Consider the following 23,891-nt stretch of genomic DNA (forward strand, 5'->3'; position numbering starts at 1 on the left):
GGGCGCGCTCGCGGGCACCCCATAACGCGATGGGAGGGGGCGGACGGGATCTCCTCGGCAGACGTGTGACGCGGCTACGTTTCCGGCAGTTCCCCACCCCCACAGCGCCCTGCACCCGAGGGCTCGACATCCCTTACCCCAAGGAGAGTTACGTGGAGAGAACCATGCTCCGCAGACGCGCACTCACCGCAGGTACCGCCGCCCTGGCGGTGGGCGCGCTCGCCCTCGCAGGCCTGACCGGTGTCGCATCGGCGGACCCGGCCGGCACCACCACCACCGTCCGGGCCGAGGCACCCGGCACCCTCCCGCCCGGGCTGATCAAGGCCCTGCAGCGGGACCTCGGCCTCGACGCCGGCGAGGCAGCCGCCCGGACCGGCAACGAGTACCGGGCGGCCACCATCGCCGCAGGGCTGGAGAAGTCCCTCGGCGCCAGCTTCGCCGGAGCCCGGGTGAGCGGTGACGGCGCGGCTCTCACCGTCGCCACCACCGACGCCTCCGAAGCCGCCCGGATCACCGGGGCCGGCGCCGACGCCGAAGTCGTCGGCCACAGCCTCGACCGCCTCGAAGCAGCCAAGGCCGCCCTCGACGAGGCGGCTCGGAACGCCACCCCCAAGGGTGTGCCTTCCTGGTACGTCGATGTGCGCACCAACCGGGTCGTCGTCAACGCGGCCGACACCTCCGCGGCGGACACCTTCCTCACCGCCGCGGGGGTCTCCCGTTCCGTGGTGAAGGTCAACCGGTCCGGCGAGCGGCCCCGTGCCCTCGCGGACCTGCGCGGCGGCGACGCGTACTACATGAACGGCTCGGGCCGCTGCTCCATAGGCTTCCCGGTGAAGCGCGGCACACAGAACGGTTTCGTCACCGCCGGGCACTGCGGCAGGGCCGGAACGACGACCAACGGCGTCAACCAGCAGGCCCAGGGCTCCTTCCAGGCCTCCACCTTCCCCGGCCGCGACTACGCCTGGGTCGCCACCAACGCCAACTGGACCCCGCGCGCCCTGGTCAACGGATACGGCCGGGGAGACGTGACCGTGGCCGGTTCCACCGAGATGCTCGAAGGCTCCTCGGTCTGCCGCTCCGGATCGACGACCGGCTGGCACTGCGGCACGATCCAGCAGCGCAACACCAGCGTCACCTATCCCGAGGGGACCATCTCCCCGGTGACCCGGACGAGTGTGTGCGCCGAACCCGGCGACTCCGGCGGCTCGTTCATCTCCGGCAGCCAGGCCCAGGGGGTCACGTCCGGCGGCTCCGGCAACTGCTCCTCGGGCGGCACGACGTACTTCCAGCCGGTCAACGCCGCGCTCCAGGTCTACGGGCTGACCCTGATGACCAGCGGTACGCCGACGGACCCGCCCACCGACCCGACGGACCCGCCGACCGAGCCGGGCGGCACCTGGGCGGCAGGGACCACCTACGCGGCCGGCGCCACGGTCACGTACGGCGGTGCCGGCTACCGCTGCCTGCAGGGCCACCAGGCCCAGGCGGGCTGGCAGCCGCCGAACGTGCCCGCGCTCTGGCAGCGCCTCTGATCCGGCGCCACCACGCCCGTCCTCTCGCCCCCCCGATCCGCTTCCCCGTTCCGCTTCCCCGTTCAGAGGAACTCCGAGGAATCAGCCATGACTCCAGAAGCCCCCGACGGCACCCCCGGCGACCGCCGGATCAGCCGCAAGAGCCTCCTGAAAGCGGCCGTTGCCGCGAGCGCGGCCCCACTGATCGCGGGCGGCGGTGTCGCTCTCGCCCGTGACACCGGTTCCGCAGGGAGCCCCTTGGCCCCCACTCCCGCCTGCGACGACGGGGACGACCCGACCCCGCCGCAAATGGAGGGCCCGTACTTCAAGCCCGCCTCACCCCTGCGTACCGTCCTGGTGACACCGAGCACCCCGGGTACCCCGCTCACGGTGAGCGGTTACGTCTTCGGCCGGGCCTGCAGGCCGGTCGCCGGAGTGCTGCTCGACTTCTGGCAGGCCGACGCCAACGGGGCGTACGACATGCGGGGGTTCGCCTTCCGCGGCCACCAGTTCACCGGTGCGGACGGCTCCTTCACGCTCACCACCGTGGTGGCGGGCCTGTATCCGGGGCGTACCCGGCACATCCACGTGAAGGCCCAGGCACCCGGCCGGCCCGTGCTGACCACCCAGCTGTACTTCCCCGGTGAGCCGCGCAACAGCACGGATCCCCTCTACGATCCGGCGCTGCTGATGAACGTCCGCACCGTCGGATCCGGGAGACAGGGCACGTTCGACTTCGTACTCGACGTCGACCAGCAGCCGGATCCGACCGATCCGCCGACGGACCCGCCGACCGGCTCCCCCGGTACGTGGGCGGTCGGGACCTCCTACCGTGCCGGGGACGGCGTCACGTACGACGGTGTGGCCTATCGCTGCCTCCAGGCACACTCGGCCATGGCCGGGTGGGAACCGCCGCGGGTCCCCGCGCTGTGGGAACGCGGGTAGATACGCGGCAGAGGCCAGGACCGGGATCCCGGTCCTGGCCGTCCGGCTTTCCTGCACCGGGAACAGCCGGCGGCCCGGCAGGAACGGCCGCTACTTGGCGTCGGAGTACCGCTCGACGACAGCCGTCGTGAACGGGAACCGCACCGGCGTCTCACCGAACGCGATCCGTCCGGCCAGTTCCCCCGCCGCCCGGATCGCGTCCACCACCCCGGGCGCCTCGTCGGCAGGGCAGTGCACGATCACCTCGTCGTGCTGGAAGAAGACCAGCTCGGCCCGCATGCGACCGGTGGCCAGCGTCTGCCGCAGCGCCGCCAGGAGCAGCAGCGCCCAGTCCGCGGCGCTGCCCTGGACGACGAAATTGCGCGTGAAGCGGCCACGGGCCCGGGTGTTGGACGACGCGTACCCCGGGACGAACCCGTACTCGCCGGAGCTCTCCCCGGCCGGCGGTTCCTCGCTCTCCTGCGGGATGCCCGCCTCCTCGTCCTCGCCGGCCCCCGCCGCCGGCGGGCTCGTCCGGCCCAGCCACGTACGGACGAGGCGGCCCTCCTCGCCCGCCTTCGCCGCGTCGTCGACGTAGGCGACGGCGTGCGGGAACCGTCGTCTCAGCGCCGCCAGGTTCTTGAGGCCGTCGCCGGAGGTCTGACCGTACACGGCGCTCAGCAGCGCGAGTTTGGCGTGCTCGCGGTCGCCCTGGAACGCCCGGTCGGACAGGGCCTTGTAGAGGTCGCCGTCGTGGCCGGCCACCTCCATCAGCCCCGGGTCGCGGGAGATCGCGGCCAGCACCCGCGGCTCCATCTGATCGGCGTCCGCCACGACCAGGCGCCAGCCCTCGTCGGCGACGACCGCCTGCCGTATCACCTTGGGGATCTGCAGCGCGCCGCCGCCGTTGGTCGTCCAGCGCCCGCTGACGGTGCCGCCCGGCTGGTACTCGGGGCGGAAGCGGCCCTCGCGGACCCAGTCCTGGAGCCAGCTCCAGCCGTGGGCCGTCCAGATGCGGTACAGCTTCTTGTACTGGATCAGCGGCTCGACCGCCGGGTGGTCCAGCTCCTCCAGCTCCCAGCGCCGGGTCGACTTCACCTTGATCCCGGCCTGCGCGAAGGCCTTCACCACATCGGCGGGAAGATCGGGGCGCACCCGTCTGCCGAACGCGGTCGACACCTCGTCCGCCAGCTCGGCCAGCCTGCGGGGCTCGCCGCCGCCCGCGTAGCGCTCGCCCAGCAGGCCGTTGAGCACCTCCCGGTGCACGTCGGCCCGCCAGGGGAGCCCGGACCTGTTCATCTCGGCGGCGACCAGCATGCCGGCCGACTCGGAGGCCGTGAGCAGTCGCATCCTGTCGGGATGCTCCGTCGCGTCGTGGCGGCGCAGCTGCTCCGCGTACACCTGGAGCAGCGCCTCGAACGGCACGTCCGTACCGGACTGCGGCTCGAAGAGGGAGGACTGGGAACCGGGCTCGGCGGAACGGGCCGGCGGATCCGGCGGCACCGCGGCGTTCCGCAGCCGGGCCCAGGCGGCCGCGGCGGAGCGGGGCTCCCCGAGCCGCCCCTCGTGGCCGAGCAGGAGCAGCTCGGCACACTCCATGTCGTAGCAGCGCTCGACGCGCACGCCCGCCGCGAGCAGCCTCGGGTAGATCTCCGCGGTCGACCGCCAGACCCACCGGAACACGTCGGGGCGGGAGCGGACGGACTCGACGAGGTCGGGCTCGGAGACGACCGGTCCGGCGGGCAGGCCGTCGCGCCCCAGCGGCACCAGGAGTGCGGCGCCCGCCTCCGCGGTGGCCAGAGCCCAACGTTCGGTCATGGTCCGAGTCTGGCACCCGGCACTGACATCGACAGGGGTGCGGCGGGCCCGGCTCGCCGGGCGGGAGGGCGGGTCAGCCGCGAGTATCGGTGAGGGACGCGCCGCGTGTCCCGGCGTGCGGCGAAGTGCGGAGGAGACAGGTGATGGAAGCGATCGTGTACGAGGAGTTCGGCGGCCCGGAGGTACTGCGCCTTGTCCGGACCGACGACGTCCACGCAGGACCCGGGCAGATCCGGGTGGCGGTCAGGGCCGCCGGGGTCAACCCGGTCGACTACAAGATCCGCAACGGCTGGATGGAGGCGGCCTTCCCCACCCCGCTGCCCGCCACACCCGGCAGTGAGTTCGCCGGTGTCGTCGACGAGACGGGTGAGGGGGTCACGAGGTTCTCGGTCGGCGACGAGGTCCTCGGCCGGAGCGCCACCGGCGCGTACGCCGCCCACGCCCTGGCCGACGCGGACGCCGTCGCGCCCAAGCCGGACGAGCTGGGCTGGGAGGAGGCCGCGGCCCTGCCGGTGGCGACGGCGACCGCCGCCCGGGTGCTGGACGAGCTCGCGGTGACCGAGGGCGACACCCTGCTGGTGCACGGAGCGGCCGGAGCGGTGGGTTCCGCCGGGGTCCAGCTGGCCGCGTCCCGGGGCGCCACGGTCATCGGGACGGCATCGCCGGCCAACCACGACTACCTGCGGGTGCTCGGCGCGATCCCTGTGGAGTACGGGGACGGGCTCGTGGAACGGGTCCGCGCGGTGGCGCCGCAGGGCGTGGACGCGGTGTTCGACGCCGCGGGCAAGGGTGCGCTGGCCGCCTCGGTCGAGCTGCGCGGAGGCACGGCCGACCGGATCGTCACCATCGCCGACGCGGACGCGGCGAAGTACGGCGTGGCCTTCTCCGCGGGCGGTGGCGAACGTCAGGACGAGGCCGAACGCCTCGCGGAGTACGCGGCGCTGGCCGCGGTCGGCGAGCTGCGGATTCCGGTCGCGCAGACGTTCGCGCTCCGTGATGCGGCGAGGGCGCACGAGCTGAGCGAGGCGGGGCACGTACGCGGAAAGCTCGTGCTGCTCCCCGGGGCGCACTGAGAGGCACGGCGGCCCCGGGCCGACCGGCCCCGGCCGCCCCGTCCCGCCTACCCTGACCTGATGGAATCGGTGATCGACCAGGCATGCGCGACGGCCCTCTACTCGGACGGTGACGCCGGACTCGACACCGGGGCCTCCCTCCTCGCCGCCGATCCGTCGGCCGACGACGCGCTGCACCTGCGCGGCGAGGAGTTCCTGCGGCGTGCCTGGGCGCGCGGCTGGCAGCCCGCCGATGTCGTACGGATCGTCCGGCGCGAGCTGGACGAGGCCGGGGCCGGGCTCGTCGCCGCGCTGATCACCGCGGAGACGGCGCGTTACGGCCAGCTCCCGCCGCGCTGGGCCGACCAGCTCGCCGGGCTGCCCGCCCCGGCGCCGCGCAACCGGCCCGACCGCTTCACGTACGCTTCCGGGCTGCTGGAGCTGTACCGCCTCCTCCTGCGGCTGCCGGTGATCGAGCCGGTCGGCCCGCCGCCCGGCACCGCCGCCGACGACCTCCACCGGCCGCCCGCCCACGGGGAACCCCGGATGCTCACCCGGATCCGTGCCCTGCTCGCCAAGGCGGAGGCGACCGGCTTCCCGGAGGAGGCGGAGGCGCTCACCACCAAGGCGCAGGAGCTGATGGCCCGGCACAGCATCGACGAGGCATTGCTCGCCGCCCGTACCCACGGCTCCGGTACGCCGGGAGCCTGCCGGATCGGGGTCGATGCCCCGTACGAGAGCGCGAAGGCGATCCTGCTCGACTCGATCGCCTCCGCGAACCGCTGCCGGGCCGTGTGGAACAGCGATCTCGGCTTCACCACGGTCGTCGGCTTCGAACCGGACCTGGAGGCCGTGGAGCTGCTCTTCACCTCACTGCTGGTGCAGGGCACGGCCGCGATGACGAAGGCGGAGGCAGGGCAGAGGGCCGGCGGGCGCAAGCGGACCAAGCCCTTCCGGCAATCCTTCCTGATGGCGTACGCCCAGCGTCTGGGCAGTCGGCTCGCCGACGACACCGCACGCGTCACGGCGGCGGCCGATGCCGGCAGCCGATCGGCGGGTGAACCCGGCGACGCCCCCGGCGGTGGTCTGCTGCCCGTCCTCGCGGCCCGGGACGTCGCGGTCACGGACACGGCGGAGCGGATGTTCCCGCGGACCACCACCTCCCGGGTGCGCGGCGTCACGGACGCCGAGGGCTGGACCCACGGCACAGCCGCCGCGGACCGGGCCAGGATGGGCGGCAGAGGGCCGGAAATCGACAGATAACACCGAGGGAGCGGCATAAGTCGGGCTTGCGCGGGAATGCGGTTAGGCTCGCCCTCATGAGCTGGCTCCGGGCGCTGAAGGAGACCGCTCGCTCGGGGCTGAGCATCGAGCGGCAGCGTCTCGAACCGCTGATCGCTCTGCGGGGTGCCGCGGGCCTCGCCCTCGTCGTCGGGCTGTCCCTCGCCTTCTTCGGCCCGGTGATCGCGGCCAGTTCCGCCTTCGGGGCCTTCCAGGCGGGGATCGCCACCTTCGAGCGCAGCTGGCGCCCCCGGCCCGTGCTCGCCCTGATCTCCGGCAGCAGCCTGGCCGTCTCGACGTTCGTCGGCTACGTGAGCGTCAGCCAGCCCGCCGTGTTCCTGACGCTGCTGGCACTCTGGACGTTCGCCGCCGGGATGACCTGGGCAGTGGGACCCACGGCCGGCATCCTCGCGGGATCCAACGTCGCGATCATGCTGGTCACGATCACCCTTCCCGGCTCCGTCGCCGAAGCCGCCGCACACGCCGCGATGATGGCGTTCGGCGGGCTGGTCCAGGCGGCCATGATCGTGCTGTTCCCGGTACGCAGATGGGGCGCCCAGCGCGACGCGCTCGCCGACGCCCTCGCCGCCGAGGCCGACTACGCCCGCAGACTGCGCCACGATCCGGTCGCGCCCTTCGACCCCGTACCGCTGATGACCGCCCGCAGCGCCGCCGCCATCACCCCCCGTGAGGCCCGCCGGCTCCCCGTCGAACTGCACGGCGCCCGGGGCGTCGCCGAGCGGCTGCGGCCGGTCCTCGCCTCACTGGCGGACCCGGCACTGGGAGTGCCCGGCGACGGGCTGGAGCGGGTCTGGGTGCGGGAGCTGCTCGGCGCGGCCGGATCCGTACTGGACGCGGCGGCCCAAGCGGTCCGGCACGGGGAGCCCGTCCACCTCGCCGCCACCGACCTGGGGGTCCTGGGGACCCCCGACAACGAGGTGATCCTGGCCGGGCCGCCGCGCCGCGCCGCCGACCGGCTCGACGCACTGCTCGCGGACGTCATCGAGATCGCCGAGGGCGCCGGCACCCGTGAGCCGGCCGGGCACGCCGCGGACACCCGGCGCCGCCAGAGCCTGCTGCGGCTCGTCCCGGTGGCGCTGACGGCTATGCGTCGCGAGCTGCGCAGGGAGTCGCCGATCCTGCGGCACGCCATCAGGCTCTCGGCGGTCGCCACCCTCGGCTTCCTGCTGGGCGCCGCACTGCCCTTCGGGCACGGCTACTGGGCGCCGATGGCAGCAGTGATGGCGATGCGCCCGGACTTCTCGCAGACCTACTCACGGTCCGTCGCCCGGTTCGGCGGCACCGTCGTCGGAGTGGCCCTGGCCACCGGCCTCGTCCAGGCGGTCGAGCCGGGCGTGACGCTCGCCGCGGTCCTCGCGGTGATCTGCGCGTGGCTGATGTACCTGCTGATGCGCAGCGGATACGCGGTCGCCCAGGCCTGCGTCTCCGCCTACGTGGTCTTCCTGCTCGGAATGGCGGGGGAGGACTGGTCGCAGACCGTCACCGAACGGGTGGTCCTCACGCTCGCCGGAGGCATGCTCGCGATGGTCTCGTACGCCGTCTTCCCGGCCTGGGAGACCCCGCGGCTGCGCAACCGGCTGGCCCGCTGGCTGATCACGGACGCGCGGTACGCGGCGACCGTCCTCGACGGGTACGCCGATCCGGCTTCCCGGAGCGACGCCGATGTGCGGAACGCGCTGCTCGCCACCCGTGAGGCGCGCATCGCCTGGCAGGAGGCGCTGGCGACCGCCCGGCACGAACCCGTACGCCACCGCGGCATCTCCCGCCTCTCCGCCGACGAGGCGCAGCACGCCCTTGCCCAGTTCGGCAGGGTCACGATGCTGATGGAGGCCCATCTGCCACCCGGTACGGCCACCCCGGTGCCGGGGGCGGCGGACCTGGCGGCCACGCTGCGGCGGGTCTCCGAACAGGGCGCGAAGGCGGTGCGGGAGCGCCGTGTGCCGGACTGGGAACCGGTGCGCCAGGTACTCGCGGGCTGGGACAGGCCGGAGGGCCACCCGGAGGCGGTGCCCCCGCCCAACGCCTTCGTGCGCAGCGGAGCCGCCATGCTGCTCGACGCCCTGGAGGAGTTCTCGCGGGGCCTGGACCTCCCCAAGGGCAAGCGCAGGGTGTGAGAGCCGGCCGGGCGACGTCCGACCGGGCGATCGAAGGCCGCCCGGCAGGATCCGGGGCCGGCGGTGCGTCAGGGGGCGGGGACGTCCGGCAGACCGGTCGGCAGCTTGCCGGGATCGGTCTTCGTCAGGGTGTCCTTGGCTCCGGCGTCCCAGGAGACGACGAGCGTCTTGCCGTCGTTGGACTCGATGGACCCCATGGTGCGGTCCTTGTTCCCGTCGGTGCACGTCAGCGCGAGCATCACCTCGCCCATGTCCTTCACATCACCCTGGCAGACATGCTGGTCGGCGACGAGCGCCACCTTGCCCGAGGCGACGGAAAGGGCGACGGCCTTGCCGTCGGACAGACCCGCCCACGTACCGTCCAGCGCGGCCGCCTCGGCACCCGGGGCGCCGCTTTCCTCGCTGCCGGCGCCGGGTGACGCGCTCTGCCCGGCGTCCGATCCCGTGCCGGAGTCCTTGGCCTTGCCGCTGTCGTCCCCGCTGCCGCACGCGGTCAGCGTGAGAGCGGCGACGAGGCCGGCGGCCAGGACGGCGCCGGAACGTACGAGCCTGTCCATGTGGAGTTCCCCCTTGTTGATTCGCGGTCAAAAGTCCGCGCCAAGCTACCAGGGGAAAACTGAACAACTTCCGGAAGAGGGAGCCAAATAGGCGTGCCGTTCGTCTCTCCCTCAGCGGGGTGCCCCGGTCGGCCGGGAAAGCTGTAATCGCGCGCATACCCCCCGTGCACGTGCATCTGCTCATGCATTGGCATATGAACACAGCTATGATCCGAGCTAGTTGACACTTGCACCTTGCAACTCGGGGAGCGTCCTGTGCACCACGTGTACAACGGCATGGCGGCCACAGAGCTTCGCGGAGTCGTCTGGCAGAAGAGCAGACACAGCAACTCCCAGGGGTCCTGCGTGGAGTTCGCGAAACTGCCCGGCGGGAATGTGGCGATGCGCAACTCGCGCCACCCCGACGGGCCGGCCCTGGTCTATACGCCGGCCGAGATAGAGGCGCTGCTGCTGGGCGTCAAGGACGGGGAGTTCGACCATCTGGCGACGGGCGGCTGAAAGCGTCGCTTCCGCCGCCCTGCCTACACGCTGTCGGGAATTGCCTCGGCCGGCACCGCGCTGTCGAGGCGCGGGCACTCCGGAACCGCACCGTCCGCCGCGGTCCTGTCCGACAGCCGGAACAGTGCCCAGACCACCTTGCCGCGGCGCGCGCCGGCCGTCTGCTGCTCGCCGGCCAGCACGGGGGAGGGGTGCCAGCCCCAGCCGTCGCTGAACGACTCCACGAGGAAGAGACCCCGGCCCGATTCGGCCGAGTCCGCGGCTTCGCCCGCCACCGGGCTCTTGTCGCTGGGATCGCGCACCGCGCACACCAGCCGTGAGGTCCAGCGCATGAGGTGCAGCCGTACGGACGTGTCCTGGCGCTCACGCGCGAGGTCGGCGGGAAGGGCGTGCCGCAGCGCGTTGGTGACCAGCTCGGAGACGACCAGGGCGACATCGTCGAAGTGGTCGCCGAGATCCCACGAGGTCAGAGTCGTACGGGTGAACTTTCGCGCGCCGCCCACCGCTTCGAACCGGGCCGGCAACGCGCAGGAGGCCGAACCCGCGACCGCCGAGGGGTCGATGGGTGGAAGCCCCTGCCGTAACGGCTCGAGCATCGTCGATCCATTCGTCCCCATGCGAGGCACTCCCGGGATTCGCGGCTGTAGCGGCACTGCTGGTTGTAGCGGTACTGCGGGGTACAGCGGCACAACACGAACGAGCACGCAGGTGCGCGAGGACCATGGTTCCGAATGCGCACGGCAGATGCAAGGGCAGATGCACGTGCACGCGCCGGACCTGCCCGGTAGCGTGCCGGTTCTTACTCATTTCTTCCGGCATCAAGTTTCGGAGCTTTCCCGAACTCTTGCCATTTCCGTAATCGAATGAGTACGGGCTGAAGCGTTTTGGTGGCAGAATCCGGCTCCGGGGTTCGGGGGGACCCCGGAGTCCGGGAAGCGATGGGGAGGGTTGGACCAGTGCCGGCAGGCGAGTCGAGTGGATCTGTGGTGCGGCGCATCCTGCTGGGCTCACAGCTCAGGCGCCTGCGCGAGTCGCGCGGCATCACCCGTGAGGCGGCCGGCTACTCCATCCGCGCCTCCGAATCGAAGATCAGCCGCATGGAGTTGGGACGGGTGAGCTTCAAGGCCAGGGACGTCGAGGACCTGCTCACGCTGTACGGAGTCACGGACGAGGCGGAGCGGGACTCCCTCCTCGGTCTGGCCCGTGAGGCCAATGTGGCGGGCTGGTGGCACAGTTACGGCGATGTGCTGCCCGGCTGGTTCCAGACGTATATCGGTCTGGAGGGGGCGGCCTCGCTCATCCGGATCTACGAAGTCCAGTTCGTCCACGGCCTGTTGCAGACCGAGGCGTACGCCCATGCCGTCGTCTCGCGCGGCATGCGCGGTGCTCCCGCGGCGGAGATCGACCGCCGGGTCGCGCTGCGGCTGGCGCGCCAGAAGGTGCTCGTCTCCGAGCGGGCGCCCCGCTTCCACGCCGTGCTCGACGAGGCGGCGCTGCGCCGCCCTTACGGCGAGCGCGACGTGATGCGCGCCCAGTTGCGGCATCTGATCGACATGTCGGAACAGCCGAACATCACGCTTCAGGTGATGCCCTTCAGTTTCGGCGGCCATGCGGGTGAGAGCGGCGCATTCACCATGCTGAGCTTCCCGGAATCCGACCTGTCGGACATTGTCTATTTGGAGCAGCTGACAAGTGCGCTCTATCTGGACAAGGCCGAGGAAGTCGCCCAGTACGAAAAGGCCATGGCGCGGCTGCACGCGGAGAGCCCCGGGCCCGAAGAGAGCCGGGATCTCCTTCGCGGTCTCCTTCAACTGACGTGATTCACACGTACGATGGACTACCGACAGGAGTCTGCGCCTGCAGTAAGGGATTGCATGTCCTTCTTCAATGAACTGGCCCACCAGTACATCGACGGCGAGTGGCTGACCGGCAGCGGCTCGTGGGACATCATTGATTTCAATCCCTACAACGGCGAAAAGCTCGGGGCCATCACGGTGGCCACCGCGGCGGAGGTCGACCGCGCCTACCGGGCTGCCGAGCGCGCCCAGACCGGGTGGGCGGCGGCCACGGCGTACGAGCGCAGGGCCGTTCTCGAAAGCGCCGTACGCCTGATAGGTGAGCGCAGGAACGACATCGTCGAGGCGATCATCGACGAGCTCGGCGGCACGCGGTTCAAGGCCGAGTACGAGGTCGATGCCGCCCAGGAGTTCCTGCGCGAGGCCGTCCGCCAGACGCTCCGCCCCTCGGCGCGGCTGCTGCCCTCGGTCGCCGACAGCAAGGAGAACCGGGTCTACCGGCTGCCTGTCGGTGTCATAGGCGTGATCAGCGCCTTCAACTTCCCCTTCCTGGTGACGATGAAGACCGTCGCCCCCGCTCTCGCGCTCGGCAACGCGGTGGTGGTGAAGCCCCACCAGAGCGCCCCGGTCGTCGGCGGAGGGCTGGTCGCCAAGATCTTCGAGGACGCCGGGCTGCCGGCCGGGCTGCTCAACATCGTGATCACCGACAGCGCGGAGATCGGCGACGCGTTCATCGAGCACCCCGTACCCAGGGTGATCTCGTTCACCGGCTCGGACCGGGTCGGGCGCCACGTCGCGGCCACCGCGGCCGGACTCTTCAAGAAGGCCATCCTCGAACTGAGCGGCAACAGCGCCCTGGTGGTGCTGGAGGACGCGGACATCGACTACGCGGTCCGCGCGGCCGTCTTCAGTCGCTTCCTGTACCAGGGGCAGGTCAGCATGGCCGCCAACCGCATCCTGGTCGACCGGTCGGTCGAGCGGGAGTTCACCGAGAGGTTCACCGCGGCGGTGGCCGCGCTCACGACGGGCGACCCGCGCGACCCGGACACCCGCATCGGCCCGGTCATCAGCGAGTTCCAGGCCGACGCGCTCAAGACGCTGGTCGACGAGGCGCTCGCGGCGGGAGCGACCGCGCTCGTACGGGGCCGTACCCGCGGCAGTCTCGTCGAGCCCACCGTGCTGACCGGCCTGCCCGACGACTCGCCGCTGCTCGAGCAGGAGATATTCGGCCCGGTCGCGCTGCTCGTGCCGTTCGACGGCGAGGACGAGGCGGTACGGATCGTCAACGACAGTCCCTACGGGCTGAGCGGCGCGGTGCACACGGCGGACGCGGAGCGCGGGGTGCGGTTCGCCCGGCGCATCACGAGCGGGATGTTCCACGTCAACGACGCCACCGTGCAGGACGATCCGCTGGTCGCGTTCGGGGGCGAGAAGATGTCCGGCATGGGACGGCTGAACGGGGAGGCCGTCGTGGAGGCCTTCACCACCCAGAGGTGGATCTCGATCCAGTACGGGCGAACGGTTTTTCCCTTCTGACACCGCGGGTTGGGGACAGAGGCCGGCCTGATCGGTCCGTACGTTGACGGGGTAGGCAATACCGTCACGTACCACCGAAGGCAGACATCATGGTCACTCACGTTCCCTCAGAGGCCCCCGGCGACGAGCGCGGTGCGCTCCTGGCCTTCGTCGAGGCGCAGCGCGGCGCGGTCCGGCGCTCCGTTCTGGGGCTCACCGAGGAGCAGGCGGCAAGCCGGCCCAGTGTCAGCGAGCTCTCCCTGTCCGGGCTGGTCAAGCACGTGGCCGAGACGGAGCTGAACTGGCTGCGGATGGCCCAGCAGCTGCCGAACGAGCGCCAGCGCGACGCGGAGACCTGGGCCGACAGCTTCCGTCTCGTGGGTGACGAGACGGTTCCGCAGGTGGTCGAGTTCTGGTCGAAGGTCGCTGCGGAGACCGAGGCCTTCATCCACGGGGTCGACAGCATGAACGACACCTTTCCGCTTCCCGAGGCGCCCTGGTACCCGAAGGACGAGCGCTGCTCGATGCGCTGGCTGCTGGTCCATCTCGTCGAGGAGATCGCACGCCACGCGGGTCACGCCGACATCATCCGCGAATCGCTGGACGGCAGGACCGCCCTCCAGCTGGTCGCCGAGGAGGCGGGCTACCCTAGTCAAAGTTGAATACAAAGGGTGGGTGGTATGTCCGCGATCCGGCTGCTGGTCCTCGGTGCGGTACGTCAGCACGGCCGCGCGCACGGCTATCAGGTCCGCAACGACCTCGAGTTCTGGGGCGCGCACGAGTGGTCCAACGCCAAGCCGGGTTCGATCTACCACGCGCTGAAGCAGATGGCGAAGCAGGGCCTGCTCCTCGCGCACGAGACCGCCCCCTCCACGGCCGGTGGCCCGCCCCGTACCGAGTACGAGATCACCGAGCAGGGCACCGAGGAATTCCTCTCCCTGCTGCGCGCGGCGCTCACGTCGTACGACCAGGGCATGGACGTGCTCTCCGCGGGCATCGGCTTCATCGTCGACCTCGAGCGGTCCGAGGCGGTCGCCCTGCTGCGTGAGCGCATCGCCGCCATCGAGGGCTGGCGGGCCTCGGTCACGGAGTACTACACGCCGGCGGACGGCCCCGAGTCGCTCGGGCACATCGGCGAGATCATGAATCTGTGGGTCCACTCGGCGGACGCGGGAGCCGAGTGGACCCGCGGTCTGATCGAGCGGATCGAGGGCGGGGCGTACACCTTCGCGGGCGAGGGGGAGCCCTTCGTCGGGGTGCTGTCCGAGGGGCAGGAGAACCCGTACGCGACAGGGGTTCCCGACCCGGGGGACTCCGTCTAATCAAGTTTGACGAATGCGGTCGGATGACTTACCTTCGACGAGCTAGTCAAGTTTGACTACGTGATCCGGAGGGCTGGTGGGAGCGTGAGCGACGCGATCGTCGTCGAAGGACTTCACAAGCGGTACGGGGAGAAGCGGGCCCTGGACGGACTGGACCTCACCGTCCGCAGCGGCGCCGTACACGGAGTGCTCGGCCCCAACGGGGCGGGCAAGACCACCGCCGTACGCATCCTGTCGACCCTGCTGAGGCCCGACGAGGGCCGGGCCGAGGTGGCGGGGTTCGACGTGCGGGACAAGGCCGCCGAGATCCGCCGGAGGATCGGGCTGCTCGGGCAGAACGCCGCCGTCGACGAGGAACTGGGCGGCCGGCAGAACCTGGAGATGTTCGGCCGGCTGTACCACCTGGGCGCACGCCGGGCCGGCGCGCGGGCCGACGAGCTCCTCGACCGGTTCGGGCTCGCGGACACCGGACGCAAGGCGGTCAAGCAGTACAGCGGAGGCATGCGCCGCCGCCTCGACCTGGCCGCGTCCCTGATCACGGATCCGGAGGTGCTCTTCCTGGACGAGCCCACGACCGGACTCGACCCGCGCGGCCGGACCGAGGTGTGGAGTGCGGTGCGCTCGCTGGCCGCGGGCGGCACGACCGTACTGCTGACCACGCAGTATCTGGAGGAGGCGGACCAGCTGGCCGACCGGATCTCGGTGATCGACAAGGGCAGGGCCATCGCGGAAGGGACGGCCGACCAGCTCAAGGCGATGGTCGGCGGGGACCGGATCGATGTGGTCGTCCACGACGTGACCCTGCTCGGTGCCGCCGCGCGACTCCTGGGGGAGGGCGTGAGCGTGGACGAGGACCGGCGGCTGCTCAGCGCCCCGGCCCCGGACCGGATGGCGGCACTGACCCGGACGGTACGGGCGCTGGAGGAGGCGGGCATCGAGGCGGAGGACATCGCGGTGCGCCGCCCGACGCTCGACGAGGTGTTCCTGTCCCTCACCGGGACGGACGAGGCGATGCACATGGCAACGGATGCGGCGGTGGCGGTATGAGTACGGCGACGGCGGGAGGGAGCGCCATCGGCTGGGCGCTCACCGACTCCTGGACGATGACCCGGCGCGAACTGGCGCACTGGGCGCGGCAGCCGGTGCAGATGGTCGTCGGCCTGGTCTTCCCGGTGATGCTGCTCCTGATGTTCAACTACCTGGTCGGCGGCGGCCAGGGCGTCAACGGGGACAACACCGAGTTCCTGGTGCCCGGCATGCTCGCGCTCACCATGGCCTTCGGCCTGGAGGGGACGATGCTCGCCGTCACCCAGGACCTCAACAAGGGGGTCATCGACCGGTTCCGCTCCATGCCGATGGTCTCCGGCACGGTCCTGGTCGGGCGGAGCGTCGCGGACATGCTCCAGTCGGTGGCCGCGCTCGCCGTGATGATCGGTGTGGGCTACGCGGTCGGCTGGCGCTGGCACAACGGGCCGGCCGCCGCGCTGGGAGCGGTGGGGCTGCTGCTCCTCCTGCGGTTCGCGATGCTGTGGATCGGCATCCACCTGGCGATGGTCGCGGGGAAGCCGGAGATGGTGCAGGCGGTGCAGATCCTGGTCTGGCCGATCGGCTTCCTCTCCAACGTCTTCGCGTCGCCGGAGTCGATGCCGGGCTGGCTGGGCGCGGTCGTCGAATGGAACCCGATGTCGGCCACGGCGACGGCCGTGCGCGACCTGTTCGGCAACCCGGGCGGGGCCGGGGGATCCTGGGCTGCCGAACACGCCGAACTGCTGGCGGTGGTCTGGCCGGTGGCACTGACCGCCCTGTTCCTCCCGTTGGCTGTAGGGAAGTTCGCCCGGCTCAGCCGCTGACCGGCGCCTTCACTCAGTGGTGGAAGCCGGACTGCGTCCCGTGCTTGCGGCTCAACGGTCCCGACTGGCTGCGCAGTTCGGGCAGGAGTCTGCGCATGTCCTCGATGAGCAGCTCCGCGAGGTCCGAGGAGAACCCGTTGCGGCACACCACCCGCAGCACCGACAGGTCCTGGCGGTTGGCGGGGAAGGTGTACGCGGGCACCAGCCAGCCGTGCTCACGCAGCCGCCTCGACACGTCGAAGACGTCGTACGCGTCCACCCCGGGCTCCGTCGTCACGGTGAACACCGGCAGTTGGTCGCCCCGGGTGAGGAGCCGGAGGCCGTCCAGCGCCTCGAACTCCTTGGCCAGCCCGCGTGCCACATCCCGGGACGCCTGCTGAACCGCCCGGTAGCCCTCCCGGCCCAGCCGCAGGAACGTGTAGTACTGGGCCACCACCTGCGCGCCGGGCCGGGAGAAGTTCAGGGCGAAGGTCGGCATGTCGCCGCCCAGGTAGTTGACGCGGAAGACGAGGTCCTCGGGCAGTTCGGCCGGTGAGCGCCACAGGGCCCAGCCGACCCCCGGGTAGACCAGACCGTACTTGTGTCCGGAGGTGTTGATCGAGGAGACCCGGGGCAGCCGGAAGTCCCACACCAGGTCCTTGTCGAGGAAGGGCGCCACCATTCCCCCGGACGCCCCGTCCACATGGACGGGGATGTCGAGCCCGGTGCGCTCCTGGAGATCGTCCAGCGCGGCACAGAGCTCGGCGATCGGCTCGTACGAACCGTCGAAGGTGGAGCCGAGGATGCCCACCACGCCGATGGTGTTCTCGTCGCAGAGATCGGCGGCCGCCTGCGGGTCCAGATGGAAGCGCTCGCCCTCCATGGGGACCTGCCGCGGCTCGACCTCCCAGAACGTACAGAATTTGTCCCAGCAGACCTGCACATTGACGCCCATCACCAGATTGGGCCGTGCGGTCGCCGGGTAGCGGTCCTTGTTCCTTGCCGCCCAGCGCCGCTTGAGCGCCATCCCGGCCAGCATGCAGGCCTCGCTGGAACCGGTGGTCGAGCAGCCCACGGCGGTCGCCGGGTCCGGGGCGTGCCAGAGGTCGGCGAGCATCGCCACACAGCGCCGTTCCAGTTCGGCGGTGCGGGGGTACTCGTCCTTGTCGATCATGTTCTTGTCGCGGCACTCGCTCATCAGCACATCGGCCTGGGGCTCCATCCAGGTGGTGACGAACGTGGCGAGGTTCAGCCGGGAGTTGCCGTCGAGCATCAGCTCGTCGTGGACGAGCCGGTACGCGGTCGAGGGCGGCAGCGGACCGTCCGGCAGCTGGTGCCTGGGCGGCGCGGTGTCCATCGGGGCGGTGGGGTCCGCCTCCCCGAAGAAGGGGTTGAGGGCGAGCCTTCGCTGCTGCTCGGACGGGACCTTGTCGTGGGAACCCTTGTGGAGAGCCACCTGTGGAAATCCCTCTCAGTTCTCGGCCGCGAGTCCGGCCTTGAGGGCCCGGGTGAACTTCACGACGCGTTCGGCCTGGACCCTGGCCGCGGTCAGGGTCTGCTCACCGACCGGGATGTCACCCTGCCCCGCGACGTGCGAGGTGCCGTACGGATTGCCGTCGACGAACTTCGACGGGTCCGTGTAGCCGGGGGCGACGAGGATGCCGCCGAAGTGGTGGACGGTGTTGTAGAGCGCGAGCAGCGTGGACTCCTGGCCTCCGTGGGCCGTGCTGGTGGAGGTGAAGCCGCTGTAGACCTTGTCGGCGAGCTTTCCCGCCTGCCAGAGGCCGCCCAGGGTGTCGAGGAACTGCTTGAGCTGGGCGGTGACGTTGCCGAACCGGGTGGGTGTGCCGAGGATCACCGCGTCCGCCCAGAGCATGTCGTCCGGCGAGACCTCGGGGATGTCTGCCGTCGCCTCGGCGTTCGCGGCCCACGCCGGGTTGGAGTCGATGGCGGCCTGCGGGGCGAGCTCGGCGGCTCTGCGCAGCCGTACCTGGGCGCCGGCGTTCTCGGCGTCCTTGGCGATGGCCCGGGCGATCGCGGCGACGGTGCCGGTCGAGGAGTAGTAGATGACGGCGACGTTGACCGACGTGGGCATGCGGGGAACCTCCGGGAAGCGGGTCGGGGGCGAGCGGGGGCGCGGGTGCGGCCGGTCAGGTTTTGCTGATCACGGCCGCGGTTCCGTAGGCGCAGACCTCCGTGCCCACGTCGGCCGCCTCGCTCACGTCGAACCGCATCATCAGCACCGCGTTGGCACCGCGTGCCCTGGCCTGCTCGACGAGCCGCTCCATCGCCTGGTTGCGGGTCTCGACCAGGGTCTTGGTCAGCCCTTTCAGCTCGCCGCCGATCATCGACTTCAGCCCCGCGCCGATCTGGCTGCCGAGATGGCGGGAGCGGACGGTGAGTCCGAAGACCTCGCCGATGACTTGCGTCACCTGGTGGCCGGGTACGTCATTCGTGGTGACGACGAGCACGTCCGCCTGGGCCGTCTGTCCGCCGCCGTAGTCCTCAATGCCCATGGGGTGGCACCTCCTGAGGACAGCTTTGCCCTGGTTCGTGCCGCACGCATCCCTGCTTACGCCACTGGAACCCAGAGGCGCTCCGCAGCGTTGGTAGCTTTGGAACGGCCACGCAGCCGCCATCGATCGATCCTGGAGCCCGGACCCTTGAATACGCTTGCGCTCGGCCCGAGCTGGCTGGACCCGGATTACCTGCTCAACACGTTCGGGCTTCCCGGCCTCCTGCTCATCGTCTTCGCCGAGTCCGGGCTGCTGATCGGCTTCTTCCTGCCGGGCGACTCCCTGCTGTTCACCACGGGTCTGCTGGTGACCACCGGCGACCTGAAGTACCCGCTCTGGCTGGTGTGCACCCTGGTGGCCCTGGCGGCGATCATCGGTGACCAGGTCGGCTACCTCTTCGGCCGCAAGGTGGGCCCCGCCCTCTTCAGGCGCCCGGACTCCCGTCTCTTCAAACAGGAGAACGTGGAGAAGGCCCACGAGTTCTTCGAGAAGTACGGACCGAAGTCGCTGGTGCTGGCCCGCTTCGTCCCCGTCGTCCGGACCTTCACGCCGATCATCGCCGGTGTGAGCCGGATGAACTACCGCTCGTTCATCACGTTCAACATCATCGGCGGCATCCTCTGGGGCGTCGGGGTCACGGTGCTCGGCGCCGCTCTCGGCAAGATCGACTTCGTGCACGAGCACATCGAACTGATCCTCATCCTGATCGTGCTGATCTCGGTGGTCCCGATCGCGATCGAGTTCCTGCGTGCCCGCAGCAGGTCCAAGAAGGAGGCCGCGGCGGAGGCCCGGCGCGAGGACCGGGGCCCCTCCGACGACGGCCCCGGCGCGGGCCCCTACGGCAACGGCCCGTACGGCGGACCGGACAACGGCCCGTACGGCGGCGGACCGGACAACGGCCCGTATGGCGGACCGGACAGCGGTCCCTACCGTGGCGGTCCCGATGCGGGTCCGTACAGCGGCCCGGGCAACGGCCCGTACAACGGTGGCCCCGGCGCGGGTCCGTACGACAACGGCCCGGGCAGCGGTCCGGGCAACGGGCAGGGCGGCGCGTCCGGCCAGCGCGGGCGGCACGCCAGGCGCTGACCGCGCGTCCGGCGAGGTGCACGGCGCCCTGATCCCGTTACGGGACAGGGCGCCGTTCGCGTATCAGAAGCCGCGTGTCCGCTTGGCCGCCCGGCGGGTCGGCCCCTCGACCGCTCCCGGTACCCGCATGAACAGCCGGGAGATCTCGCCTCCGAGATTCACCCCGATGGCGATGGCCAGCGCCGTCGCCACCGCGGTGGAGAGCGAGGCGAGCCCGGTGTCCAGCTCGTTCTGGGCCACACCCAGCAGACCGAAGTACGTCGCGGAGCCCGGCAGCAGCGGGCCGATCGCCGCCGTGATGAACGGCAGCGACGACGTGTACCGGTAGCGGGAGAACAGCTGGCCGAACAGCCCGACCAGGCCGGCCGCCACCGCCGTCGCCGCCACGGGCGAGATGCCGCCGGTACGGGCCATCGCCCCGTAGATGATCCAGGCCACGCCACCGTTGAGGGTCACGGCGAGCACCGTCGAGCGCTCCTGCTGGAGCAGGATGGCGAAGGCCAGGCTGAGGGCCATCGAGGCCAGGATCTGCAGCACCGGCCGGTCGTTGGGCACGAACTGTGCTTCCGGGTTCAGCTCGGCACCGAGCTGGACACCCAGATAGAGCATCAGCAGCACACCGGCGACGATGCCGATGAAGAAGTACATGACTTCGAGCAGCCGGGCACCCGCGGTGATGTAGTAGCCGGTCAGGCCGTCCTGCACTCCCGCCACCAGGGCACGCCCCGGCAGCAGTGCGAACAGCCCACCGGTGATCACCGCGGACGGGCGGACATCGGTCGAATGGGTGAGGGTCAGCGCGATACCCATCGCGGCGGGCGGCATGGCCGCGGCCATGAACTGGTAGAACTCGGGCAGCCCGCGGCCGGCGCAGAGCCAGGCCAGCCGGTCCCCGAGCATCGCGCCGGCCGCTGCCACGATGAAGACCAGCACACCACCGCCGACCAGCACCGATGCCGAACCGGCGAGCAGGCCGGCCGAGGCTGTCAGCACCCAGCCCGAGTACGGGTGCCGGTTACGGCGGATCTCGGCGAGGCGCCGGTAGGCCTCCTCCAGCGAGACCTCGACGTGTTCCGCGGTGGTGATGTCGTCGATCAGCTGGAAGACGGCGGCCAGCCGGGTGTAGTCGGTACCCCGGCGGCGTACGGTACGGCTCGCCGTCACGGGATCCTCGACCAGCGACGGCTGGTGCGAGATGGACAGCAGGGTGAAGGTGACCGTCGGCTCGCACCGGTCGAGACCGTACGAGCGCGTCACCGCGAACATGGCCGCCTCGACGTCCTCGGCACCCTCGCCACCCGCGAGGAGCAGCTCCCCGATACGCAGCGTCAGGTCGAGCACGCGGGGGACCGCGGGGCCCGAATCGTCGGTCCTCTGCACGCTCTCGGGTGCCGGACGCTCGGTCACGGGCATCCGCAGCATCGTGCGCATGCGGTCCTGCCAAGGGGCTTCCTTGGTCAGCCGGACCATGGGAATGCCGTGCGCCGGAGTGAAGGCGGGCGGCTGATGCTGCGCGTTGTACCCGCTCGGTGGGACGAAGGCGGAACTCAGGGCCTCGGCGGCACTGCCGCCCGGGCCGGAAGCGGAACCCTGGCCCGGTCCCTGGGGCGCCGACGGATCGGTGTGCAGACCGGCCGGAAGGGCGAATTCCGATGTGGGGTGGTCGTCCTCCGACGGGGGCGAAGGCTGATCCACCCCGGCAGGTGGGACGAAGGCACTGTGCGCCTCGTCGGACTGGGGCTTCTGGTCCTCCGGACCGCCCTGTTCCGCCACCACTCGACCTCGTTCCTCCTCGGCTGCGCGTGTCCCCGGCTGCGCTTCTGCCCAGTATGGGCACGGACATGGGCCGTCACGCGAAAGGGCGGCGCACCGGTGAAAGGTGCGCCGCCCATTCCTCGTACGGTCAGCGGGGCCGGTCGGCCCGATGCGCCGCGATCCGTTCGGCTCCGCCCGGAAGCGGAACCGGAAGGATCACGTCAGTGCGCGCCGCCCTGCGCCTCGAGGCGCTTGTAGGAGGCCTCGATCTCGGCCTCGGCCTCGGTGCGGCCGACCCAGTCGGCGCCCTCGACGGACTTGCCGGGCTCCAGGTCCTTGTAGACCTCGAAGAAGTGCTGGATCTCCAGGCGGTCGAACTCCGACACGTGGTGGATGTCGCGCAGGTGCTCCACCCGGGGGTCGGAGGCCGGGACGCACAGCAGCTTGTCGTCGCCGCCGGCCTCGTCGGTCATCCGGAACATGCCGATCGCGCGGCACTTGATGAGGCAGCCGGGGAAGGTCGGCTCCTCCAGGATGACCAGCGCGTCCAGCGGGTCGCCGTCCTCGCCGAGGGTGTTCTCGACGAAACCGTAGTCCGCCGGGTAGCTGGTCGAGGTGAAGAGTCGACGGTCCAGGCGGATCCGGCCGGTCTCGTGATCCACCTCGTACTTGTTCCGCGAACCCTTCGGGATCTCGATAACGACGTCGAACTCCACGGGTGGCTCCTCCATGATCAACACATACGACTGGTGGTTAAGTGTCCCTCACGCAGACGAGTGCTCGCGAAAGGGGCTGGTCAACGGTGGCCGAGCCGGTGGAAAGACCGTCGAACGAACCGTTGAACAGGTGGGGCAAGTGGAAAGACTCGAAGTACGTGAAACGAGGGAACGGGCCGAACGACCGGCGGTTCGTCGCAGGCTCCGCGGTGCTCGGCCTGGTGGTCGCCGCCGGAGCCGTGCTGGCCGCCGGTCCCTGGGACTCCGGTCAGCGTAAGGCCGAGCAGGACCGGGCGGTTGCCCAGGAGCGCGCAGGTGGCGCACATCACGGGCGGGCCACGCCCGCCGTGCCGGAGCCCGCACCCAGTGCCCTCGCCGTACTCACCCCCCTGGGCGCCACGGCCGGGTTGACGGCCCCGGCGGGCGCGAGCGGTCTGAAGGCCGCCCTCACGCCCCTGCTGGACGCGCCCGCGCTCGGCACCGTACGCACGGCGGTCGTCGTCGACACGGCCACCGGCGAACAGCTGTACGCGCGTGGCGCGGCCACCCCCATGACCCCCGCCTCCACCGTGAAGATCGCCTCCACCGTCGCCGCGCTCTCCGCTCTCGGACCGGGCCACCGCATCGCCACGACGGTCCGGGTGTCCGCGGACTCCCGCACGGTCACCCTTGTCGGCGGCGGCGACCCCACCCTCGACGAGGCCGGGCTGCGCGGCCTGGCCGCCGACACCGCGCACGCCCTGCGCGACGGCGGCACCACGACCGTCGAGCTGAAGTACGACACGTCCCGCTACTCGGGCCCCGCTCTGCACCCCATCGGCCCCAACGAGAACATCGCGCCCGTCAGCGCGCTCATGGTCGACGAGGGCCGGCTCGACAGCAGCGACCGCGGCCCCGCCCCCCGTACCGCCGACCCCGCCGGTGACGCCGCCCGCACCTTCGCGGACCTGCTCGACGAGGCCGGTGTCGGCACGCGGTCCGCCCCCTCCTCCGGGCGGGCCGGAGCCGGGTCCAGGACCGTGGCCACGCACCTCTCGAAGCCGCTCTCCGCCCTCGTCGAACGGGCGCTGACCAACAGCGACAACGACATCGCCGAAGCCCTCGTCCGCCAGACCGCCCTCAAGGCGGGCCGACCGGCGTCCTTCGCGGGAGCCAGGCGTGCCGTCACCGACCGTCTGAAGAAGCTGGGCCTTCCGCTGGCCGGCGCGAATCTCGCCGACGGCAGCGGCCTGGACCGCGGTGACAAGGTGACGGCCGGCCTGCTCGCGGCCCTGGTGGCCCTCGCCGCCGACCCGGACCACCCCGAACTGAGGCCCGCCCTCACCGGTCTGCCGATCGCCGGCTTCAGCGGAACGCTCGGCAGCCGCTACCCCGCGACCTCCCGCGGCACCGGCCTGATCCGGGCCAAGACGGGCACCCTCACCGGGGTGAACGCCCTCGCGGGAACCGCAGTCGACGCACAGGGCCGGCTGCTCGCCTTCGCCTTCCTGGCATCGGGCACCACGTCCCCGCGCGAGGCGGAATCCTCTCTCGACACCCTGGCCACCACCCTCACCAAAGGCACCCGTTGAGCGGCTGAC

Annotated in this window: 21 protein-coding genes and 1 pseudogene; 14 read left to right on the forward strand and 8 right to left on the reverse strand. The window is 71.2% G+C overall.

The window, feature by feature from the left end; genetic code table 11:
- Positions 1–152 precede the first annotated feature (152 nt).
- Complete coding sequence (locus OG257_RS21245) at positions 153–1,532, forward strand: alpha-lytic protease prodomain-containing protein (protein ID WP_329209706.1); 1,380 nt, start codon at positions 153–155, stop codon at positions 1,530–1,532.
- An 87-nt stretch (positions 1,533–1,619) separates the two neighbouring features.
- Complete coding sequence (locus OG257_RS21250; RefSeq protein ID WP_329209708.1) at positions 1,620–2,456, forward strand: carbohydrate-binding protein; 837 nt, start codon at positions 1,620–1,622, stop codon at positions 2,454–2,456.
- A 90-nt stretch (positions 2,457–2,546) separates the two neighbouring features.
- On the opposite strand, the gene OG257_RS21255 is transcribed toward OG257_RS21250, so the two are convergent.
- Complete coding sequence (locus tag OG257_RS21255; protein WP_329209710.1) at positions 2,547–4,253, reverse strand: bifunctional 3'-5' exonuclease/DNA polymerase; 1,707 nt, start codon at positions 4,251–4,253, stop codon at positions 2,547–2,549.
- Positions 4,254–4,396: 143 nt separating this feature from the next.
- On the opposite strand from OG257_RS21255, the gene OG257_RS21260 reads away from it, so the two are divergent.
- Genes OG257_RS21260 through OG257_RS21270 form a run of 3 tightly spaced genes read left to right on the forward strand, consistent with a single transcriptional unit; the run spans position 4,397 to position 8,721 of the window.
- A complete protein-coding gene (locus OG257_RS21260; protein ID WP_329209712.1) occupies positions 4,397–5,326 on the forward strand; it encodes an NADP-dependent oxidoreductase in 930 nt (309 codons plus the stop codon).
- Between the two features lie 60 nt (positions 5,327–5,386).
- Positions 5,387–6,568: a DUF2786 domain-containing protein gene (locus tag OG257_RS21265; protein ID WP_329209715.1), complete on the forward strand. Its 1,182-nt coding sequence runs from the start codon at positions 5,387–5,389 to the stop codon at positions 6,566–6,568.
- Positions 6,569–6,624: 56 nt separating this feature from the next.
- Positions 6,625–8,721 (forward strand): FUSC family protein, encoded by a 2,097-nt coding sequence (locus OG257_RS21270; RefSeq protein WP_329209717.1) that lies wholly within the window; start codon positions 6,625–6,627, stop codon positions 8,719–8,721.
- A gap of 68 nt (positions 8,722–8,789) precedes the next feature.
- Here the strand turns inward: OG257_RS21270 and OG257_RS21275 are convergent, their stop codons facing one another.
- A complete protein-coding gene (locus OG257_RS21275; protein WP_329209719.1) occupies positions 8,790–9,278 on the reverse strand; it encodes a hypothetical protein in 489 nt (162 codons plus the stop codon).
- Between the two features lie 255 nt (positions 9,279–9,533).
- Between OG257_RS21275 and OG257_RS21280 the strand changes: the two genes are divergently transcribed.
- Positions 9,534–9,776, forward strand: coding sequence for a DUF397 domain-containing protein (locus OG257_RS21280; RefSeq protein WP_056793446.1), 243 nt, complete (start codon positions 9,534–9,536; stop codon positions 9,774–9,776).
- A 23-nt stretch (positions 9,777–9,799) separates the two neighbouring features.
- Here OG257_RS21280 and OG257_RS21285 read toward each other — a convergent pair whose 3' ends face one another.
- A complete protein-coding gene (locus OG257_RS21285; protein ID WP_329209721.1) occupies positions 9,800–10,393 on the reverse strand; it encodes an ATP-binding protein in 594 nt (197 codons plus the stop codon).
- Positions 10,394–10,714: 321 nt separating this feature from the next.
- Here OG257_RS21285 and OG257_RS21290 point away from each other — a divergent pair, with 321 nt between their 5' ends.
- The 6 genes from OG257_RS21290 (at position 10,715) to OG257_RS21315 (ending at position 16,259) form a co-directional block, all read left to right on the forward strand.
- Positions 10,715–11,596 carry a helix-turn-helix domain-containing protein gene (locus tag OG257_RS21290; protein ID WP_329209723.1) on the forward strand — a complete coding sequence of 294 codons (882 nt, stop codon included), beginning with the start codon at positions 10,715–10,717 and terminating at the stop codon, positions 11,594–11,596.
- A 54-nt stretch (positions 11,597–11,650) separates the two neighbouring features.
- Positions 11,651–13,108, forward strand: coding sequence for an aldehyde dehydrogenase family protein (locus OG257_RS21295; protein WP_329209725.1), 1,458 nt, complete (start codon positions 11,651–11,653; stop codon positions 13,106–13,108).
- A gap of 89 nt (positions 13,109–13,197) precedes the next feature.
- A complete protein-coding gene (locus OG257_RS21300) occupies positions 13,198–13,749 on the forward strand; it encodes a DinB family protein (RefSeq protein ID WP_329209727.1) in 552 nt (183 codons plus the stop codon).
- Between the two features lie 18 nt (positions 13,750–13,767).
- Entirely contained in the window at positions 13,768–14,409 is a 642-nt protein-coding gene (locus OG257_RS21305; protein WP_329209729.1) for a PadR family transcriptional regulator, read from the forward strand.
- Positions 14,410–14,493: 84 nt separating this feature from the next.
- Entirely contained in the window at positions 14,494–15,456 is a 963-nt protein-coding gene (locus tag OG257_RS21310; protein ID WP_329209731.1) for an ATP-binding cassette domain-containing protein, read from the forward strand.
- Positions 15,453–16,259, forward strand: coding sequence for an ABC transporter permease (locus tag OG257_RS21315; protein ID WP_329209733.1), 807 nt, complete (start codon positions 15,453–15,455; stop codon positions 16,257–16,259). The genes OG257_RS21310 and OG257_RS21315 overlap by 4 nt, the downstream gene beginning before the upstream one ends.
- Before the next feature lie 13 nt (positions 16,260–16,272).
- Here OG257_RS21315 and OG257_RS21320 read toward each other — a convergent pair whose 3' ends face one another.
- Genes OG257_RS21320 through OG257_RS21330 form a run of 3 tightly spaced genes read right to left on the reverse strand, consistent with a single transcriptional unit; the run spans position 16,273 to position 18,754 of the window.
- Positions 16,273–17,694, reverse strand: coding sequence for a glutamate decarboxylase (locus OG257_RS21320; protein WP_329209735.1), 1,422 nt, complete (start codon positions 17,692–17,694; stop codon positions 16,273–16,275).
- Positions 17,695–17,709: 15 nt separating this feature from the next.
- Complete coding sequence (gene wrbA / locus OG257_RS21325) at positions 17,710–18,333, reverse strand: NAD(P)H:quinone oxidoreductase (protein ID WP_329209737.1); 624 nt, start codon at positions 18,331–18,333, stop codon at positions 17,710–17,712.
- A gap of 55 nt (positions 18,334–18,388) precedes the next feature.
- Entirely contained in the window at positions 18,389–18,754 is a 366-nt protein-coding gene (locus OG257_RS21330) for a YbjQ family protein (RefSeq protein ID WP_329209740.1), read from the reverse strand.
- Between the two features lie 147 nt (positions 18,755–18,901).
- On the opposite strand from OG257_RS21330, the pseudogene OG257_RS21335 reads away from it, so the two are divergent.
- Positions 18,902–19,597 (forward strand): annotated as a pseudogene (locus OG257_RS21335) (DedA family protein); the annotation flags it as partial.
- A 306-nt stretch (positions 19,598–19,903) separates the two neighbouring features.
- On the opposite strand, the gene OG257_RS21340 reads toward OG257_RS21335, so the two are convergent.
- Both OG257_RS21340 and OG257_RS21345 read right to left on the reverse strand, forming a co-directional pair.
- Positions 19,904–21,616, reverse strand: coding sequence for a threonine/serine exporter family protein (locus tag OG257_RS21340; RefSeq protein ID WP_329209742.1), 1,713 nt, complete (start codon positions 21,614–21,616; stop codon positions 19,904–19,906).
- A 200-nt stretch (positions 21,617–21,816) separates the two neighbouring features.
- A complete protein-coding gene (locus tag OG257_RS21345; protein WP_014155500.1) occupies positions 21,817–22,311 on the reverse strand; it encodes an inorganic diphosphatase in 495 nt (164 codons plus the stop codon).
- Between the two features lie 86 nt (positions 22,312–22,397).
- On the opposite strand from OG257_RS21345, the gene dacB reads away from it, so the two are divergent.
- A complete protein-coding gene (dacB, locus tag OG257_RS21350) occupies positions 22,398–23,882 on the forward strand; it encodes a D-alanyl-D-alanine carboxypeptidase/D-alanyl-D-alanine endopeptidase (protein ID WP_329209744.1) in 1,485 nt (494 codons plus the stop codon).
- Positions 23,883–23,891: the final 9 nt, after the last annotated feature.

Origin of the sequence: Streptomyces sp. NBC_00683 (genome assembly GCF_036226745.1) — a bacterium.
Taxonomy (GTDB): Bacteria; Actinomycetota; Actinomycetes; order Streptomycetales; family Streptomycetaceae; genus Streptomyces.

Excerpts from the sequence above, each read along its gene's own strand:
- OG257_RS21265 (WP_329209715.1), top strand. The coding sequence starts at position 5,387 with ATGGAATCGGTGATCGACCAGGCATGCGCGACGGCCCTCTACTCGGAC.
- OG257_RS21330 (WP_329209740.1), bottom strand. The coding sequence starts at position 18,754 with ATGGGCATTGAGGACTACGGCGGCGGACAGACGGCCCAGGCGGACGTG.
- wrbA (WP_329209737.1), bottom strand. The coding sequence starts at position 18,333 with ATGCCCACGTCGGTCAACGTCGCCGTCATCTACTACTCCTCGACCGGC.
- OG257_RS21295 (WP_329209725.1), top strand. The coding sequence starts at position 11,651 with ATGTCCTTCTTCAATGAACTGGCCCACCAGTACATCGACGGCGAGTGG.
- OG257_RS21250 (WP_329209708.1), top strand. The coding sequence starts at position 1,620 with ATGACTCCAGAAGCCCCCGACGGCACCCCCGGCGACCGCCGGATCAGC.
- OG257_RS21255 (WP_329209710.1), bottom strand. The coding sequence starts at position 4,253 with ATGACCGAACGTTGGGCTCTGGCCACCGCGGAGGCGGGCGCCGCACTC.
- OG257_RS21315 (WP_329209733.1), top strand. The coding sequence starts at position 15,453 with ATGAGTACGGCGACGGCGGGAGGGAGCGCCATCGGCTGGGCGCTCACC.
- OG257_RS21260 (WP_329209712.1), top strand. The coding sequence starts at position 4,397 with ATGGAAGCGATCGTGTACGAGGAGTTCGGCGGCCCGGAGGTACTGCGC.
- OG257_RS21290 (WP_329209723.1), top strand. The coding sequence starts at position 10,715 with ATGGGGAGGGTTGGACCAGTGCCGGCAGGCGAGTCGAGTGGATCTGTG.
- OG257_RS21275 (WP_329209719.1), bottom strand. The coding sequence starts at position 9,278 with ATGGACAGGCTCGTACGTTCCGGCGCCGTCCTGGCCGCCGGCCTCGTC.
- OG257_RS21300 (WP_329209727.1), top strand. The coding sequence starts at position 13,198 with ATGGTCACTCACGTTCCCTCAGAGGCCCCCGGCGACGAGCGCGGTGCG.
- OG257_RS21305 (WP_329209729.1), top strand. The coding sequence starts at position 13,768 with ATGTCCGCGATCCGGCTGCTGGTCCTCGGTGCGGTACGTCAGCACGGC.
- OG257_RS21270 (WP_329209717.1), top strand. The coding sequence starts at position 6,625 with ATGAGCTGGCTCCGGGCGCTGAAGGAGACCGCTCGCTCGGGGCTGAGC.
- OG257_RS21285 (WP_329209721.1), bottom strand. The coding sequence starts at position 10,393 with ATGGGGACGAATGGATCGACGATGCTCGAGCCGTTACGGCAGGGGCTT.